Source organism: Niastella vici, assembly GCF_002077945.1.
Lineage (GTDB): Bacteria > Bacteroidota > Bacteroidia > Chitinophagales > Chitinophagaceae > Niastella > Niastella vici.
Window position 1 is genome coordinate 241,562 of sequence record NZ_LVYD01000043.1, and the last position, 15,997, is coordinate 257,558.

11 protein-coding genes are annotated in these 15,997 nt (G+C 44.2%); 7 read left to right on the forward strand and 4 right to left on the reverse strand.

Features of this window, described 5'->3' with window-relative positions; genetic code table 11:
• Positions 1 to 49 precede the first annotated feature (49 nt).
• Positions 50 to 514 carry a DUF2214 family protein gene (locus A3860_RS13775; RefSeq protein WP_081147283.1) on the reverse strand — a complete coding sequence of 155 codons (465 nt, stop codon included), beginning with the start codon at positions 512 to 514 and terminating at the stop codon, positions 50 to 52.
• A gap of 60 nt (positions 515 to 574) precedes the next feature.
• Complete coding sequence (locus A3860_RS13780; RefSeq protein WP_081147284.1) at positions 575 to 1,156, reverse strand: Crp/Fnr family transcriptional regulator; 582 nt, start codon at positions 1,154 to 1,156, stop codon at positions 575 to 577.
• A gap of 202 nt (positions 1,157 to 1,358) precedes the next feature.
• Here A3860_RS13780 and A3860_RS13785 point away from each other — a divergent pair, with 202 nt between their 5' ends.
• Positions 1,359 to 3,782, forward strand: a complete 2,424-nt coding sequence (locus A3860_RS13785) for a glycoside hydrolase family 2 TIM barrel-domain containing protein (protein ID WP_081147285.1) — start codon at positions 1,359 to 1,361, stop codon at positions 3,780 to 3,782.
• Between the two features lie 184 nt (positions 3,783 to 3,966).
• Here A3860_RS13785 and A3860_RS13790 read toward each other — a convergent pair whose 3' ends face one another.
• Together A3860_RS13790 and A3860_RS13795 are read right to left on the reverse strand one after the other, a co-directional pair.
• Positions 3,967 to 4,470, reverse strand: a complete 504-nt coding sequence (locus A3860_RS13790; RefSeq protein WP_081147286.1) for a hypothetical protein — start codon at positions 4,468 to 4,470, stop codon at positions 3,967 to 3,969.
• A gap of 301 nt (positions 4,471 to 4,771) precedes the next feature.
• On the reverse strand, positions 4,772 to 5,341 hold the full coding sequence (locus tag A3860_RS13795) for a hypothetical protein (RefSeq protein WP_081147287.1): 570 nt from the start codon (positions 5,339 to 5,341) through the stop codon (positions 4,772 to 4,774).
• 245 nt (positions 5,342 to 5,586) lie between these two features.
• Here A3860_RS13795 and A3860_RS42095 point away from each other — a divergent pair, with 245 nt between their 5' ends.
• The 6 genes from A3860_RS42095 to A3860_RS13825 all read left to right on the forward strand — a co-directional run bounded on the left by A3860_RS42095 (position 5,587) and on the right by A3860_RS13825 (position 15,948).
• Positions 5,587 to 5,709, forward strand: coding sequence for a hypothetical protein (locus A3860_RS42095; protein ID WP_262497301.1), 123 nt, complete (start codon positions 5,587 to 5,589; stop codon positions 5,707 to 5,709).
• A gap of 227 nt (positions 5,710 to 5,936) precedes the next feature.
• Positions 5,937 to 6,980, forward strand: a complete 1,044-nt coding sequence (locus A3860_RS13800; protein WP_143774088.1) for a hypothetical protein — start codon at positions 5,937 to 5,939, stop codon at positions 6,978 to 6,980.
• Positions 6,981 to 7,369: 389 nt separating this feature from the next.
• Positions 7,370 to 9,790, forward strand: coding sequence for a T9SS type B sorting domain-containing protein (locus tag A3860_RS13810; protein WP_081147289.1), 2,421 nt, complete (start codon positions 7,370 to 7,372; stop codon positions 9,788 to 9,790).
• Positions 9,791 to 10,108: 318 nt separating this feature from the next.
• Positions 10,109 to 10,672: an RNA polymerase sigma factor gene (locus A3860_RS13815; protein ID WP_216823436.1), complete on the forward strand. Its 564-nt coding sequence runs from the start codon at positions 10,109 to 10,111 to the stop codon at positions 10,670 to 10,672.
• A gap of 175 nt (positions 10,673 to 10,847) precedes the next feature.
• Positions 10,848 to 12,092, forward strand: a complete 1,245-nt coding sequence (locus A3860_RS13820; RefSeq protein ID WP_081147291.1) for a FecR family protein — start codon at positions 10,848 to 10,850, stop codon at positions 12,090 to 12,092.
• 268 nt (positions 12,093 to 12,360) lie between these two features.
• Positions 12,361 to 15,948: a SusC/RagA family TonB-linked outer membrane protein gene (locus tag A3860_RS13825; RefSeq protein WP_081147292.1), complete on the forward strand. Its 3,588-nt coding sequence runs from the start codon at positions 12,361 to 12,363 to the stop codon at positions 15,946 to 15,948.
• Positions 15,949 to 15,997 lie beyond the last annotated feature (49 nt).

Below are 15,997 nucleotides of genomic sequence, written 5' to 3' on the forward strand. Positions count from 1 at the left end.
ATGCCAGGCGATGACTTCATTGCCTGGCATTTGGTTTTTCAGCGCTTACTTAATTAAACCTGCAAACAGATAAAATAATAATACCGCCGATCAGCACAAGCTGTACCGTCTGAAAAAGCGAAAGCCGTTTTTTGATATCATCGAAAGAAGCCATTGCTTCATTGTTTAACCGGCGCTTGAATTGGTTAAAGGTTCTTGCATGGAGGATCCTGAATATAATGATAGCGATTACCATGCCCATCTTTATCCGGAACCATAATTGCGGGCCATACACTTTATGCATGTTCACCATCATTAATATGCCCATAGTTACGATCAATCCCAGGCAAATACCCATGACCCTTGCATACTTATCGAAGGTGATCAATATCGCTCTCATAATAGCAGTATCTTTTTGACTGTAATGCCACAACTGATTACCGGTAATGATGCTGGCAAAAAAGGTTCCGGTAAATAAAGCAAACGCAGTAAGGTGAATGATCAGGAAAAACAGATAGAATGAATGTGGTATCATAATGCACTTATTGTAAGTGCAAATAAAGCCATGAAAATTCGCCTGCACCTGTGATAAAGATCACAAAATCACCGGCCGCATTCTTTTGTTCCTGATCCGGCTCAGGGTCTCCCTTTTTACACCAAGGTAAGAAGCCAGTTGAGAGATGGACACCCGCTGAACGAGTTCGGGGTAATTCTTTTCTAAAAAACTATAGCGTTCTTTGGCCGTGAGTATTCTGAAAAGCTGTAATTGTTTTTCCTGTTTGGCAGCAATTAGCTCCAGGTTCTTTTTACCGGCAATCTCCAATTCGGGATGCTGCAAAAGCAGCGGCACCAGGTCTTTTTTATCGACCTTGTGAACGATCATAGGTTCGCAGGCGACCACTGAAAAATCGGCGGGCTTGTTGAACAGATAACTGTTTTTATTGGTCACGGTCTCAAATTCAAAAAAGAATTCGAGGTTTACTTCCTCTCCATCCTGGATGTTATAGGCCCGGCAATAGCCCCGTTCTATCAGGAACAGGGACTGGCAGGGTTTTCCAAAACGAATGAACTCATCCCCTTTCCGGTATTCCATTTTTGAAAAAAGGGGAATTACAAGGTCCAGGCTCTCTTTCGACAGGTATGCAAATTGTTTAATGTTGTTTATAAGCTGGTACATACAGGCTGGTTTGGAATTGCAGATTTCTAACAAAATTCCCGGGGTTTTGTTTTTGTAATTTCCTGCAGGTCCTGAACCAATAGGGTGGCGGTGCCCGGTAAAGGATAAATAAATAAAATATACAATTCATACCCCTGCCGTAAACATTTGAATACCGGTTTTTACGGGCGGATACGTAATTTCACGCCCGAAAAAGATTGCTATGCAGATATTTAGACTTTCCTTCTCCATTACCTGTTTGCTTATTTGTTTACATACTTCCCTTCAGGCACAAACTGCCCGGGTGCGGGAAGATTTTGATAAGAACTGGACCTTCTACCTGGGTAATGCCACCCATGCCGAAGACGCAGGTTTTAATGATGCCTCCTGGCGTAAGCTGAACCTGCCGCACGACTGGAGCATCGAGTTGCCGTTTGATTCAACCAGCCCAACCGGTACGGGTGGCGGCGCCTTACGCGGTGGCCTGGGCTGGTATCGCAAAACATTTACCCTGCCTGTGACCGATAAAGGCAAGATCATTTTTATTGATTTTGATGGCGTGTACTGCAATAGTGAAGTATTCATTAATGGGCATTCGCTGGGTGTACGGCCAAACGGCTATATTTCTTTTCGCTATGACCTTACCTCGTACCTGAAATTCGGTAACGAAAAAAACATCATTGCCGTAAAAGTCGACAACAGCCGCCAGCCCAACAGCCGCTGGTATAGTGGCAGCGGTATTTATCGAAATGTATGGCTGGTTAAAACAAACAGTACGTATGTCGACAACTGGGGAACTTATATCACCACACCATCTGTGTCTGCAGCCTCAGCCCGGGTGAACCTTACAACAACCCTGAGCGGCACCGGTGAGTATTGTGATGTTACCACTACCATCATGAATGCTGCGGGAAAAACAGTAGCCTCCCAAACACAAAAGAATTTACATGTTGGGGCATTGCAAACCAGCCAGCAGGCATTTACCATTCAGGCGCCGGTATTATGGAGCCTCGAAAACCCGTATCTGTACAAAGCGGTCACTAAAGTGATGACAGCAGGAAAGGTTATTGATGAGTATACGACCCCGTTCGGCATAAGAAGCTTTCAATTTGATGTTAATAAAGGCTTTTTCCTGAATGGAAAGCCTTTAAAAATAGTGGGCGTTTGCAATCACCACGACCTGGGTTGTTTGGGAACGGCCATCAATACGCGTGCATTGGAACGGCAGCTGCAGATCATGAAAGGAATGGGGGTGAACGGTATTCGCACCTCACATAACCCGCCGGCGCCGGAGTTGCTCGACCTGTGCGATAAAATGGGTTTTATTGTAATGGATGAAGCCTTTGATATGTGGAAGCGCAGCAAAACAAAATATGATTACAGCAATGACTGGGACGAATGGTATAAAAAAGACCTGAAAGATCAGATCCTGCGCGATCGCAACCATCCATCGGTATTTATCTGGAGCCTGGGCAATGAAATTCCGGAACAGGGCGCCAAACAAGGCGATACTTCAGGTACTATGTATTTACGCGAAATGCAGCAGATCGTTCGCAGCCTCGATAGCCGCCCCACCGTAACTGCCAATAATCATGTAGGGAGCGGGAACCAACTGCTTAAGTCTGACATCACCGATTTGATCGGTTATAATTATCATCATGCCGACTGGCATCCTGATTCGGTGCAAAAGAGATGGGGCAATAAACCCTTTATTGTAACCGAATCGGTTTCTGCATTACAAACAAGAGGGCACTATGATATGCCTTCAGACAGTATGCGTGTATGGCCCAAACGGTGGGACTTACCCATAGCCGGTGCCAATGCCGACCTCACCTGTTCTGCCTATGAAAATTGCTTTACGCCCTGGGGGTCTTCACACCTGGCCTCGCTGCGGATGTTCCTGAAACATGAAAGCATCAGCGGTATGTTTGTATGGACGGGCTTTGATTATATTGGTGAACCAACACCGTACGAATGGCCGGCCCGCAGTTCGTATTTCGGGATTGTTGACCTGGCCGGCTTTCCGAAAGATGTTTATTATCTGTATCAAAGTTTATTCACCACGCAAAATATGTTGCACCTGTTTCCGCACTGGAACTGGAAGCCTGGTCAAACAATAGATATGTGGGCTTATTATAACAATGCCGATGAAGTGGAGCTGTTCATCAATGGTAAATCGCAGGGTGTAAAAAGAAAGGAAGGGGATGATCTGTATGTAATGTGGCGCGTGCAATATGAGCCTGGCAAAGTAGAAGCGGTATCGCGGAAAAACGGAAAGGTAATAGCCACTAAAGTAATAAACACGGCCGGCGCACCTGCGAAGATCGTTTTACAGGCCGACCGGAATTTGATACAGGGCAATGGAAAAGACCTGTCGTTTGTAACAGTGAAAGTGGTTGATGCTGCAGGTAACCTGGTTCCCGATGCAGCCAATAATATTCAGTTTAAAATATCAGGAGCCGGCTTTATAGCAGGAGTAGATAATGGCTGTGAAACCAGTATGGAATCATTCAAAGCCAGCGAAAGAAAAGCATTCAATGGAATGTGTTTGGCGGTTATTCAGTCGAACGGAAAGCCGGGTGCCATAAAGCTCCAGGCGCAATCAACAGGTCTTGCACCTGCAAGCATTGACATAAATGTGAAGTGATAACAAAAGAAATAAAATGACGAAGCAAGTAAGCGGGCTCCTTTTCAATTATTCTAAGTGTTGTATTTAGCTTAGGAACTCGCGGACTTGCTTCGTAAACAGACAGGTAGCCTGTACATGTCTGAAAAAATTTCTCGCTCTGAAATATCCTGCAGCGTAGCTGCTATCAAGGAAAAGTCGATTATTATTGGAAACAACCGGCGTATAATGCCTGAAAGGTATCAACAATCAGATCATTAAACCTTTTCGATAATGTGGATGTGGCAACGGTGCCTTGTTCAGTCAACAAAACGTTACCAACCTGGTAAAAGTTGGTGGTATTATTGTCAAATACCTTTACCACGTTATTGTTTTTGAAATAATAACAGATGCTGAAGTTCAATGAATCTGTTGTGAACAGATAATTGGCTTTCAGTATCTCTTTGGTGCCTTTGCTATAGAAAAGTTCTACCCAGTATTTGCCTTCGCGGGCTTTGCCTCTGAACGAAGCATGATCCAGATAGTTATTCCCATCAGCTGACTGCACTAAAGAGTCGATCTGAAACTTCTTGTTTTCAAAATTGATCTGCGGCGGCGGTGGCGTCGCAGTAACAGTTTTTGAAACGTTTTTTGCGGTCGAGTTTGTTGGCTGTGCCAAAGCAGGAATTGCTAAGCCAGCGAACAAAATTGTAAGCAATTGGGTTTTCATAACGAGCGGGTTTTAATTAAAAATACATAGTGTTTTTTACACTTGCAATAGGGTGTGTGAAAAAAGGCTTTACGTCGTGGTGGCCATGCTGCGAGTGAATTTTCGGCTATAGCGATGGGGGTCAAGGGGTTGCGGATAGGCTAAAATGTTAAGCACGTAAAAAGCCATAGTAAAAATACATGACAAATATGGATAACTTGTGGATTAAAGGGCTCCTATATATTATATAAAATTCAGAATTAAATAAAAAACCACCCGCTTACTGACGGATGGTTTGGTTATTTGAACAAGTTACTATATCTTATTGCTTCTCGTAAAACATCTCCTTCGTAAGGTGCTCTATTTTCCCTTTCTTGCCATCTTCATAGTTCTTGATCGCTCTGGCATGTTCATCCTTCTTTTTTTCTTCCTGGGCAATTTCCTCGGGTTTGGTAACATCTGGTTCTTTTTTCTCGATCAGCTTTACTATACTTTTCACCCGGTTATCGTCTTTCTTATTATGCGGATCAATGGGTCTTAATTCTACCCGTGCTGTTGCCATCGCTAAATGCACTTCAGCCAAAACGAAGTAAATTTTGTCAGCCTCCAGATCAGCGGTCATAAAATCAGAGTTTTCGGCCCGGCACCAAAACACATGCTCGCCGGGTTCGCATTCATACCGTATATAACCAGTGCCGCTGAACTTTCCGATGAAATGTTCTTTGTCAAAAAAATTGAAATTAGTCGCCAGGCTGGTGAGAGAATAACCGGCAGAAGTTTTTGCAAAATAAACAACTGCCTTGCCTTTTGCCGGCGGGGTGACTTCGGCCAGCGGTACAGGCTTAAACGAAAACAGCGCGGGGATCAATAGGGTTAGCAACAACTTTTTCATGTCAATTTGATTTAAGGAATGATAAAAATCTTTGGTTAAAGAATTAAAAGATGGTCGTGAAAATATAAAAATAGTTCAACACGTGCCAGCATGCGGCAAAAAAAGATATATATAATGTTTAGTTCACATTCATGAACAAAGTGAAATGGCAGTATTTTATTACTCCTATCTGTAATAAATACGCTTTATAACGGTACTAACTGTATAAGTGGGAAAGCGGAAAGTCTGTTTGGCTATCATTGATCGTGGCCTTCTTTTTCATACTGGTCTTTATTGCCTGCAGGTGGGAGCTTACGCTGTACAGGAACAAAAGACGGGAGCTGGAAGTGCTTCAGCAAAAGTTGCAGGAAGATGGCAGCGGGGCATGAAATGGTTAAAGAATTGTAATAATCAGGGGTTTTCAGCATTTGAAAACCCTTTATTTTTTGCCATACATACTAAATAAGAGGTTCTACAGGTTTATTAGGTAAGAAATGCTGTAGGATTCCTTAAAAATATGAACAGCTTTAGTTTGATCCCGGCTTTTAACTTAATTTCGCCCGCTAATTCCCTTTTAATATTAAGAAAAACACTAAAACAAAAATCTAATAACCGCATGATGCGCTCCGCTCACCTGTTAGCTGCTGCCTGCACAGCTCTTGTTCTGAATGCCTGTTCCAATGGAGAGGCTAATTCCTCCACCTCCAAAGTAACTGATTCAACAGCTACAAAGGAAACAAAGGAAGCAAAAGAAACTGTTGAAACAAAAGCGCCCACTACGCTGGATACCGCTCTTTATAATCGTAAACTGGCTGAGCTGGCCAATGGCGACTCAACAGGCCGCTGGCCGGTAAAAACCGGTTACCCCAACGCCGGCGCCATTCTGCCCTTTAAACGGATAGTGGCTTATTATGGAAACCTGTATTCCAAGAATATGGGTATACTGGGTGAATTTCCACCCGATGAAATGCTGCAAAAACTGGGTGCGGAAATAAAAAAATGGGAAGCTGCCGATCCTTCTACCCCCGTACAGCCCGCCCTGCATTATATTGCCGTAACGGCCCAGGGCGCTCCTGGTAAAGATGGCAAATACCGTTTGCGTATGCCATTCAAACAAATCGATTCCATATTGGGCATAGCCGCCCGCATCAATGCCCTGGTTTTCCTGGATGTACAGGTAGGCTTCAGCAATGTGCAGGCCGAAATTCCCCTGCTTGAAAAATACCTTAAAATGCCGCACGTGCACCTGGGTATAGATCCTGAGTTTTCCATGAAAACAGGAAAAAGACCCGGTTCTGTGATCGGTACTATGGACGCTGCTGATGTGAACTTTGTTTCTGATTACCTGGCCAACCTCGCAAAAGCCAACAATCTTCCGCCTAAAATACTGGTGGTACACCGCTTTACGCAGAACATGGTGACCAACTACAAGAATATCAAACTGCATCCTGAAGTACAGGTGGTGATCGATATGGATGGCTGGGGCGAACCTTCGCTTAAACATGACAGCTACAAAGCCTATGTTTGGAAGGAACCCGTGCAATTCTCCGGATTTAAATTGTTCTATAAGAACGATATCCGCAAACAGAATAGCCATATGTTAACGCCGGAAGAAGTGCTGGCCGAAAAGCCAAAACCGATCTATATTCAGTATCAATAACCCGGATGGCGCATTGCGGTGATCGCAGGGCGCACCCGGTAAATACAATGCCAACCGCGCATTTGCCCGCCAGCCGGCGGAAGCGAATGTGCGGTTTGTTTTTGTGCTCATTTCCTTCCATTGGCCTGTTTTACAGGGCATTCTCATTTTGGCGCACTTTCCCCACCGGCATTAACCATTTCTTTCCAAAACGGGCCGTTGTTTATTCTTTCTTCCAGTTTTTTAAGTGTATATTTAACTACATTAAAAACCCTGACAACCTGTTCTCTTTGGCAATAGTAACTCCTGCCTGTTGGTTGCCCCTTTGCAATCCTTTATTTATTATTTGAAAACCAACCGGTACAGGATAGTTTTCGTACACTAGATTACAAGAATTTTAGTGGCCCCCTATGATGAAATATTTACTCTGCATTATTGGGCTCCTGGCAGCAGTTTCGGGTTTTTCCCAACTGCAAACCTGTCCATCAAATATAAATTTTGGGTCGGGTGACCTGTCGTTCTGGTCAGCGGCAACGGGGCTGTTGGGCGGTTCCACCCAAAGTTATCCTGCCCCTAATACCGGAGTAACTACCATTCCCGAATATTCTCTTGGCAATACCGGCATTCAGGTGATCACCACTTCATTCAGCGATCCGTTTGGCTATTTTCCCACAATTCCTGTTATTAACGGCTATGCTTATAATTATTCCATCATGTTGGGGTCAACGGCAACATCCCGTAACCTGAATACCGGGGGGCGAACCGTTGGCGGATTTACCCGGGCTGTCACTTATTCAATCGATGTGCCGCCGGGCTCTACTACAGTGCCCTATACCATGACCTATGCTTATGCCATGGTGCTGGAAAATGGAACGCATAATTCAAATGAGCAGCCGCTGTTTAAAGCAACCCTCACCGCGGGTGGCAATGTTATTACCTGTGCTTCGCCGCAGTATTATTTACCCACCGACGATAGAGCGAACAGCGGGAATGGCGGTATTGGCGGAACCGGCGCTACGCTTGACACCGCCAAAGCAAAGGCCAATGGCTTTACCAACAGTAACGTTCCTTTTGGACAGGGAAGTAATGGGATACAACTATATGATGTATGGACAAAAGGCTGGCGTGAAGTTACTTTTGATCTGTCGCCTTACCGCGGCCAAACAGTTACCCTTACTTTTGAATCGGATAATTGCCGGCCGGGCGCTCATTTTGCCTATGCTTATATAGCCTTACGCAATGTGTGCGCCGGGCTCGAGATCAGCGGCTTAAAAACTGCCTGTTCCAATACAACGATTGAATATTCAGTGCCGGCGCTGGCCGAGGCCAGCTATGCCTGGACGGTGCCTGTCGGCTGGACGATCGTGTCAGGACAAAACACCAATATTATTCAGGTAACAATTGGTAACACGGGCGGAAAGATCATAAACCGGGAAATAAACGGCTGTGCCGATCTGCGCGATACCATTGATGTTACCACAACGCCCCCCACAGTGGCAGGAAGGGTGATGAGCGATACAACGGTTTGTTCGGGCATAAACAATAGTCCGCTAACTGTTTCGGGCAAAACGGGGAATGTATTAAAATGGCTTTCATCGACCGATGGCGTCACGTGGCAGGAAATTGCAGTGGCTGCGGATAATTATACGGTAAAGAACCTCACCACTTCAACCCGGTATGCCGCCCTGGTGCAAAACGGCACAGCCTGTACAATTGATACCAGCGTGACTGCAATCATAGCAGTTGATCCCCCATCTGTAGGTGGCAAGGTAAGTCCTGATAATACCAATATTTGCCTGGGACAAAATATAGATCCCCAACTTACGGTAAGCAACTATACAGGAGCGATAGTGAACTGGCAATCTTCTTACGATAAGAACAGCTGGGCCAATGTGGCGCCGGTTAACAGCAATGCTACGTACCAGGCAGGTACTATAAGTAGAACCACCTATTACCGCGCATTGGTAAAGAACGGCGTTTGCCCGGCGGATACCAGCGGCATAGCAACACTTCAATTTTATAATACGCCCATGCCGGCCGCTGCCATTGCACCCGATTCTTTAACCATTTGCTATGGCAAATCTGCCGTGCTGAAAGCAACAATAACAACCGGTACCAGTTATGCCTGGAGCAGCAGTTACCCTTTAAACCCCGGAGGCAGTGGAACGGTGACCTCGGTGCCCTACGCTATGACCGAAACCGCCACGCCAACAAAAACTTCGAGTGTTGTATTGACTGTGAATAACGCAGGTTGCCCCAATGCGTTAAAAGATACCTTTCTTATAAAGGTGAACGACCCTATTATTGTACATGCAGGAAATGATACTTCAGTGGTGATCAATCAGCCACTGCAATTCAATGCTACGGTAAGTGAACCCTATGCCGACATTTGGTCATGGACGCCGGCCACGGGCCTGGATTTTACCACTATCCCCGGCCCGGTGGCTACCTACAATGTGAACGACCCCGCTTCTGTTACTTATATTATAACGGCCAAAACCGAGGACGGCTGCAGCGGTTCCGACACCGTAACTGTTAAGATCTTTAAAACCCCAGCCGATATTTTTGTGCCCTCTGCGTTTACGCCGAATAGTGATGGCCGCAACGATGTTATAAGGCCAGTGCTGGTAGGCATTCAAAAGCTGGAATTCTTCAGGGTATACAATCGCTGGGGACAATTGGTTTTCGCCACCAGCGAAGTCAACAAAGGCTGGGATGGCATGATTGGCGGAACCAGACAGAGTACCCAGAATTTTGTTTACATGGTACAGGCGGTTGATTACACCGGCCGAACAATTACAAAACGGGGGAACTTCGTGTTGCTCCGGTAACCTGAACAAACAGTTTTTTACTTTCCGTCGCTTCCACATTACATGGTTTAACATTGTTTACGCGTTCGCTAAAATTGATTTTCGTCAATATTTAGGCGTTGAACGGGGAGCGCACATTTTGACATATTTCCGGTCAACCCGCGCCATGCCGCTATTTCACAGTCTTTTACATACTAACAATAACGAAATCCTTAACCGATTTCCAAAATGGATTGGAAAATCAGCCATTTTTTTTTGATTTTAAGAAGGGCTATTTATAACTTGGGCCAATTACCTTATTAACCTTATTTCTGATTTGTAATGACAGATGAGCAATTAATGCAAAGTATTACAGACAAAGATCCTGCGGCGTTCAATGAGGTGTATGATAAGCTTTATCGAAAATTATTTTTATTTGCCAAAAGCTTGATCTATGACACAGAAGAAGCCCGGGACATTGTAGCTGAATCCTTTTTTAAACTATGGACACAGCAGAAACAGTTCTCCAATATGGCTCATCTACAGGTTTACTTCTATACCGTTATAAAAAATGCCTGTATCGACTACTTACGAAAAGACAAATTAAGAACGAAGATCGAAAATCAGCTCATTAAGGCCGGTAATGTGCAGGAGAACGTGATAGAGCTGAAATTTCAGGAAGCCGAACTGGTGCAACTCCTGTACGAACGCATTAACCAGTTACCTGAAAGAATGCAACAGGTTTTCAAACTCACCTATTTAGATGGTTATACCAGGTCAGAGATTGCACAAATGCTGAACCTGTCTGAAAATACAGTGCGCAATACCAACGCCGCTGCCATGAAAGCGCTCAGGCTTACGCTGGGAGCCGAACAATTACTTATCCTGATCTCCCTGGCAGGCACTTTACAGCTGGCAAATTGATTAAATGAACTTAATATATTAGTGTAAGCGTGTTGTTTATACGCACCTTTTGAAGATTTTTTCCCGCTCACTGGTACAAAATTTTATCCCGTACGTATATCATATAGCAGGTAACCGTAATGGTTAACTATTTATTATCCGGAGATACGCAAGCATCTCTGCCAAAGAAAGTGTAATGATTGACAATAGCCCCATTAATGAAATAATAATCAAGACGATCACTGATTCTGCACTTACTTCCGCTGAAAGTGCGCTCCTTGATCAATGGCTTGCAGATGCAGAGAACAGCAAGCTGTTCGAGAACCTGAAAAATAAGGATTACCTGCTGCAGAAACTGAAAGAAGCACATGATGTTGATATGGAAGGGGATAAGGTGTTACTGCAACAAAAACTGGGCATAGGAAAGCGTATACATATAAGAAGGCAATGGAATTTTAGGTATGTAGCAACCCCGGCAGCAGCAGTTTTAATACTGGCTGCTGCTTCCATTTTATGGTTCATCAACCGCAAGCCGGTCAACAAACCGGTAAAGGAGAATACAGAAACTGTCACTGTTAAAGACATTCAACCCGGCAAATCAGCGGCCCTGTTAACGCTGGCCGATGGCAACAAGCTGAAATTAAGTAGCTCGGCTTCCCGAAAACTGGCGCAACAGGGCGCCATGGTTCTCCTGAACGAAAATGGCACTTTAAAATATCAGGGACAGAACGGGCCACAAAACGGCGAATTGTTTAACACTTTAAGCACCGCCAATGCACAAACTTATGCAATGGAGTTGGCCGATGGCAGTAAAGTATGGTTGAATACAGGCGCATCGATCCGGTATCCGGTCGCATTTACCGGTAATGAAAGAAAAGTGGAGATAACCGGTGAAGCTTATTTTGAAGTGGCGCACGATAAAACCAGGCCATTCATTGTGCATGTACCTGGTAATAATGGGAATGGTATGGATGTGCAGGTTTTGGGAACGCATTTCAATATCAATGCATACAATGAGGCGGCAGTAATAAAAACAACGCTGCTGGAAGGTTCGGTAAAAATTAAACAGGGTAATATGGAAACCCTGCTTAAACCCCGCCAGCAGGCACAGGTAGGCAATGGTACAACTAAAGTATTGAAAGAGGTGGATGTGAAGGCTGCGGTAGCCTGGAAAAACGGCCTGTTCAATTTTGACAATGCCGATATCACGGCTGTAATGGATCAATTGACAAAATGGTATAATGTAGAGGCGGTATATGAAGGGCCAAAGCCAACGAAATTATTTATGGGCGGAACCGGGCGTGACCAGTTGTTGTCCGATGCAGTAAAAATACTGGAGTTAACTGGTGGCGTACATTTTAAAATTGAAGGAACGAAATTGATTGTAATGACGCCCGAAACATATGAGGCCCGGAAAAACAATGCAAAACAGCCAAAATAAACTGTTTATATATTTTCATTCATCCTTTATTCTTTAACGGCAGGGTTCCAATAGCCCTGGTTAATGCCATTTAATGTAAAACCATATGAACCAATTAAACACCTTTACAACAACGACACCTTCTTTTAGCAATCAGTTAAAGCCAGAACCCCTAAACTAAACTGGCAATAAAAAAGCCGGCGTGTCCACTAAACACTCCGGCTGTAAAAAAGGCCGATAATAATAACTGATTAGGAATCCTATTACTCAACCTTTCAACCACTAAGGTATGCATTTTCGCAATTACCTGCGGGCTGTTATTTGCTATGCAGCCGGCAAAACCATTAACACATTAAAATCCATCGTAAGTATACGAGCCTTACGAATTATGAAGCTAACTGCAATATTACTAACCATAACCTTACTCCAGGTACAAGCGGCGGGGCTTTCCCAAACCGTTACTTATTCTGGCAATAATATTCAGCTTGAAAAGCTGTTTACTGTCATAAACGATCAAACCGGCTATACGTTCCTGTATACGGCAGATGTACTGAAAGGAACAAAAAAAGTAAGTGTACATGTAAAAGACGCCACCCTGGATGAAGTGTTGAACCTTGCCCTGAAAGATCAGCAGCTTGGTTATCATATAGCGAATAAAACAATTATCATCTCCAGAAATAAGGAGGCGGAAGAAAGTAAACCTGCCGGTATAGCTACACCGCCCGGAGAAATAAAAGGGAAAGTATTAAACCATAAAGGCGAACCCCTGGGCGGCGCCAATATAAAAGTAAAAGGCACTACTATTGGCGGCATTACCAATGCCAATGGCGAATTTGAATTAAGAGGAGTGGGGGAGAACGCCATCCTGGAAATTTCCTATTTGGGGTTCGAAAGCCAGACAATAAATCTGGAAGGCCGCACCACCATCTCTGTGCAGCTGAAATTAGTAGAAAGCGAACTGGCATCCGTTTCTGTATCGGTATATACCGGTTATCAGCAAATACCGAAAGAAAGGGCAACCGGTTCTTTTGTTACGATCGATAATAAGTTATTAAACAGAAGCGCTTCTTCGGATGTTCTAGGGCGGTTAGAAGGCGTAACCAGTGGCCTGGCTTTTTACCGGAGCAGCAAAACCGAACAGGCTACATTGAATATTCGTGGCCGCAGTACCATCTTTGCTGAAGTGCAACCCCTGATCGTATTGGACAATTTTCCTTTCGACGGTGATATCAACAACATTAACCCAAACACCATAGAATCGATCACCATTTTGCGCGATGCAGCGGCTGCTTCTATTTATGGGGTAAGGTCGGCCAATGGCGTTATTGTGATCACCACAAAAAAAGGGAATACCAATACGCCGCCGCAGGTGCATTTTAATACAAATGTTATGGTGGGGGCCAGGCCCAACCTGAATTATTTTCCATTAATGTCGTCAACAGATTTTATTGAAGCCGAGAAAATATTTTTTTCAAAGGGCTGGTATACTACTGCCGAAAATAGTGCGAACAAATTCCCTTTAACCCCCGTAGTAGAATTGTTAATTAAAAAAAGGGATGGCTTGATGCCCGCCGCCGAGGCAGATCAGCAAATTGAAAACCTTAAGCAACATAATTTATATGATGAGTTTGATAAGTACTTTTTAAGGGACAGGGTTTTGCTGCAGAATTCTTTGTCTATCTCGGGTGGCGGAAATAACTCCAGGTACTTTATGTCATTAAGTTATGATAAGGATAAAAACAGTTTTGTCAGGAACGGGTTCGATCGGTATTCAATTAATACTTCATACAGTTTTACGCCATTTAAGAATGTTGATATTAATACGGCGCTGCTCTATACTAACATGAAGGTAGCCAATAACAATCCTGGCATAAACGACCTGGTTTCATTAACCGGAAGAAAATATTATCCTTATGCCCAATTAATGGATGAGAACGGATGGGCGGTTCCGGTAAACTATGGATACCGGGCTACTTACAAATCATTAAAGGAAAGTCAGGGATTTCTCGATTGGCAGTACCGGCCGGTCGATGAGCTCAATTTCGCCGATAACACCACGCAGCAAAATTATAATAAAGTAAACATTGAAGTACGCAAGACCTTTAGCAGCAGCTTTAATATAGAATTGAAATACCAGTATGAAAAGCAATTGCGGAAGGATAATAATTTAAGAAGCCAGGAAACGTATTTTACGCGGGACCTTATAAACAGGTATTATAATCCAACCGGTACAATCAAATACCCCGTTCCTTTAGGCGGGATCCTTGATCAAACGGTAGCTGAACTGGAGGGCCATACAGGCCGGGCCCAGCTCAATTTTAACCACAAATGGCAACAACACCGGGTAAATGTGATCGGCGGGTTTGAAGTGAAGCAGTTGCAACAACGCAGCAATCTAAGCCGGTTATATGGATACAATGACGATATTGTAACCAGCCAGGTGATGGATTATGTGACCAAGTTCCCAACCAATCCGGCATCAACGCTTACTGCAGTTCCGTACCCACGCACTGCAACCAGTACGCTGGATAGATACCTGTCTTATTATGCCAATGCCTCCTATACCTATAATGACCGTTATGTTTTTTCAGCCAGCGGGCGGTTTGATAATACGAATTATTTTGGTGTAAAAAGTAATCAACGGATCGTGCCCTTATGGTCAATGGGTGTTAAATGGAATGTTTCGCGGGAAGAATTTTTCAAAACCGATCTGTTCGATCAGTTAGCCTTGCGGGCAACCTATGGCTATAATGGAAATATAAATAAAGGTCAAACAGCCTATACAACGGTAAGGTATGCGACTGTAGCATACACAGGAGCTCTCGGTGCAACGGTTGTTAGTCCGCCTAATCCCGAACTACGATGGGAAAGGTTGAATATGTTCAATGCCGGGGTTGTGTTTGCTTTAAAGAAGAATGTTCTATCAGGGACTATTGAATACTTTTCAAAAAAAGGAAAGGATATTATTGGCGATGCCGTCATGGATCCCACCACTGGGCTCACCAGTTTCAGGGGCAATATGGCGAATATTAAAGGACAGGGGATTGATGTGCAATTAACCGGAAAGATAGTAAGTAATACCTTCAGCTGGAATGCAACTGTTTTATTCAGCCGCGCAACGGATAAGGTAACCAATTACACCAAGGCGTTCAGTGCGTCGGCTTTAGTTCAGCAGGGAAGTGGTGATGTATCGGGTTTAATGACGCCCGTTAACGGTTATCCAGTTTTAAGCATTTACAGTTTGGCCTGGGGAGGGCTCGATCCCACCACCGGCGACCCGTTGGGGATCCTGAATGGTACAACCACAAATGTATACAGTGATATCTTCAGTAAGACCACACGAGATGAGTTGATCTATAACGGTCCGGCTAACCCGCCGGTAATCGGAGCATTCAGGAATGATTTTTACTGGAATGATTTCTCTGTATCAGTGAATATTACGTATAAGGCCGGACATTACTTTAGAAGACCTTCCATCAATTATGGCCAGTTGGTTAACTTTTGGGCCGGCAACAAGGATTTCGTGAACCGGTGGCAAAAGCCAGGCGATGAAGCCAATACCAATGTGCCGGCCATCCCCGGTCAACTTCCCACTAATCTGAATTCGAGGGACCTGTTTTATCAATATTCATCAATACTGGTTGAAAAAGCTGATCATATCCGTTTGCAGGATATTGTAATAGGCTATGACTTTGATAAAGCGAAATGGGGAAGGCTGCGGTGTCAGAACGTTCATGTTTATTGCAATATCAATAATATCGGCATTCTGTGGCGGGCTAATAAATACGGCATCGATCCTGATGCCATTCCCAATGGGGATGCTCAAGTGCTGCCACAACCCCGCAGTGTGACATTGGGTGCAAAAGTTGATTTTTAAATAATGAAAATTGTTTGCTGTAACCTGTTCCCTATACAATCAATAAAAA

Excerpts from the sequence above, each read along its gene's own strand:
- A3860_RS13820 (WP_081147291.1), top strand. The coding sequence starts at position 10,848 with ATGATTGACAATAGCCCCATTAATGAAATAATAATCAAGACGATCACT.
- A3860_RS13810 (WP_081147289.1), top strand. The coding sequence starts at position 7,370 with ATGATGAAATATTTACTCTGCATTATTGGGCTCCTGGCAGCAGTTTCG.
- A3860_RS13815 (WP_216823436.1), top strand. The coding sequence starts at position 10,109 with ATGCAAAGTATTACAGACAAAGATCCTGCGGCGTTCAATGAGGTGTAT.
- A3860_RS13785 (WP_081147285.1), top strand. The coding sequence starts at position 1,359 with ATGCAGATATTTAGACTTTCCTTCTCCATTACCTGTTTGCTTATTTGT.
- A3860_RS13780 (WP_081147284.1), bottom strand. The coding sequence starts at position 1,156 with ATGTACCAGCTTATAAACAACATTAAACAATTTGCATACCTGTCGAAA.
- A3860_RS13795 (WP_081147287.1), bottom strand. The coding sequence starts at position 5,341 with ATGAAAAAGTTGTTGCTAACCCTATTGATCCCCGCGCTGTTTTCGTTT.
- A3860_RS13800 (WP_143774088.1), top strand. The coding sequence starts at position 5,937 with ATGATGCGCTCCGCTCACCTGTTAGCTGCTGCCTGCACAGCTCTTGTT.
- A3860_RS13775 (WP_081147283.1), bottom strand. The coding sequence starts at position 514 with ATGATACCACATTCATTCTATCTGTTTTTCCTGATCATTCACCTTACT.
- A3860_RS13790 (WP_081147286.1), bottom strand. The coding sequence starts at position 4,470 with ATGAAAACCCAATTGCTTACAATTTTGTTCGCTGGCTTAGCAATTCCT.
- A3860_RS13825 (WP_081147292.1), top strand. The coding sequence starts at position 12,361 with ATGCATTTTCGCAATTACCTGCGGGCTGTTATTTGCTATGCAGCCGGC.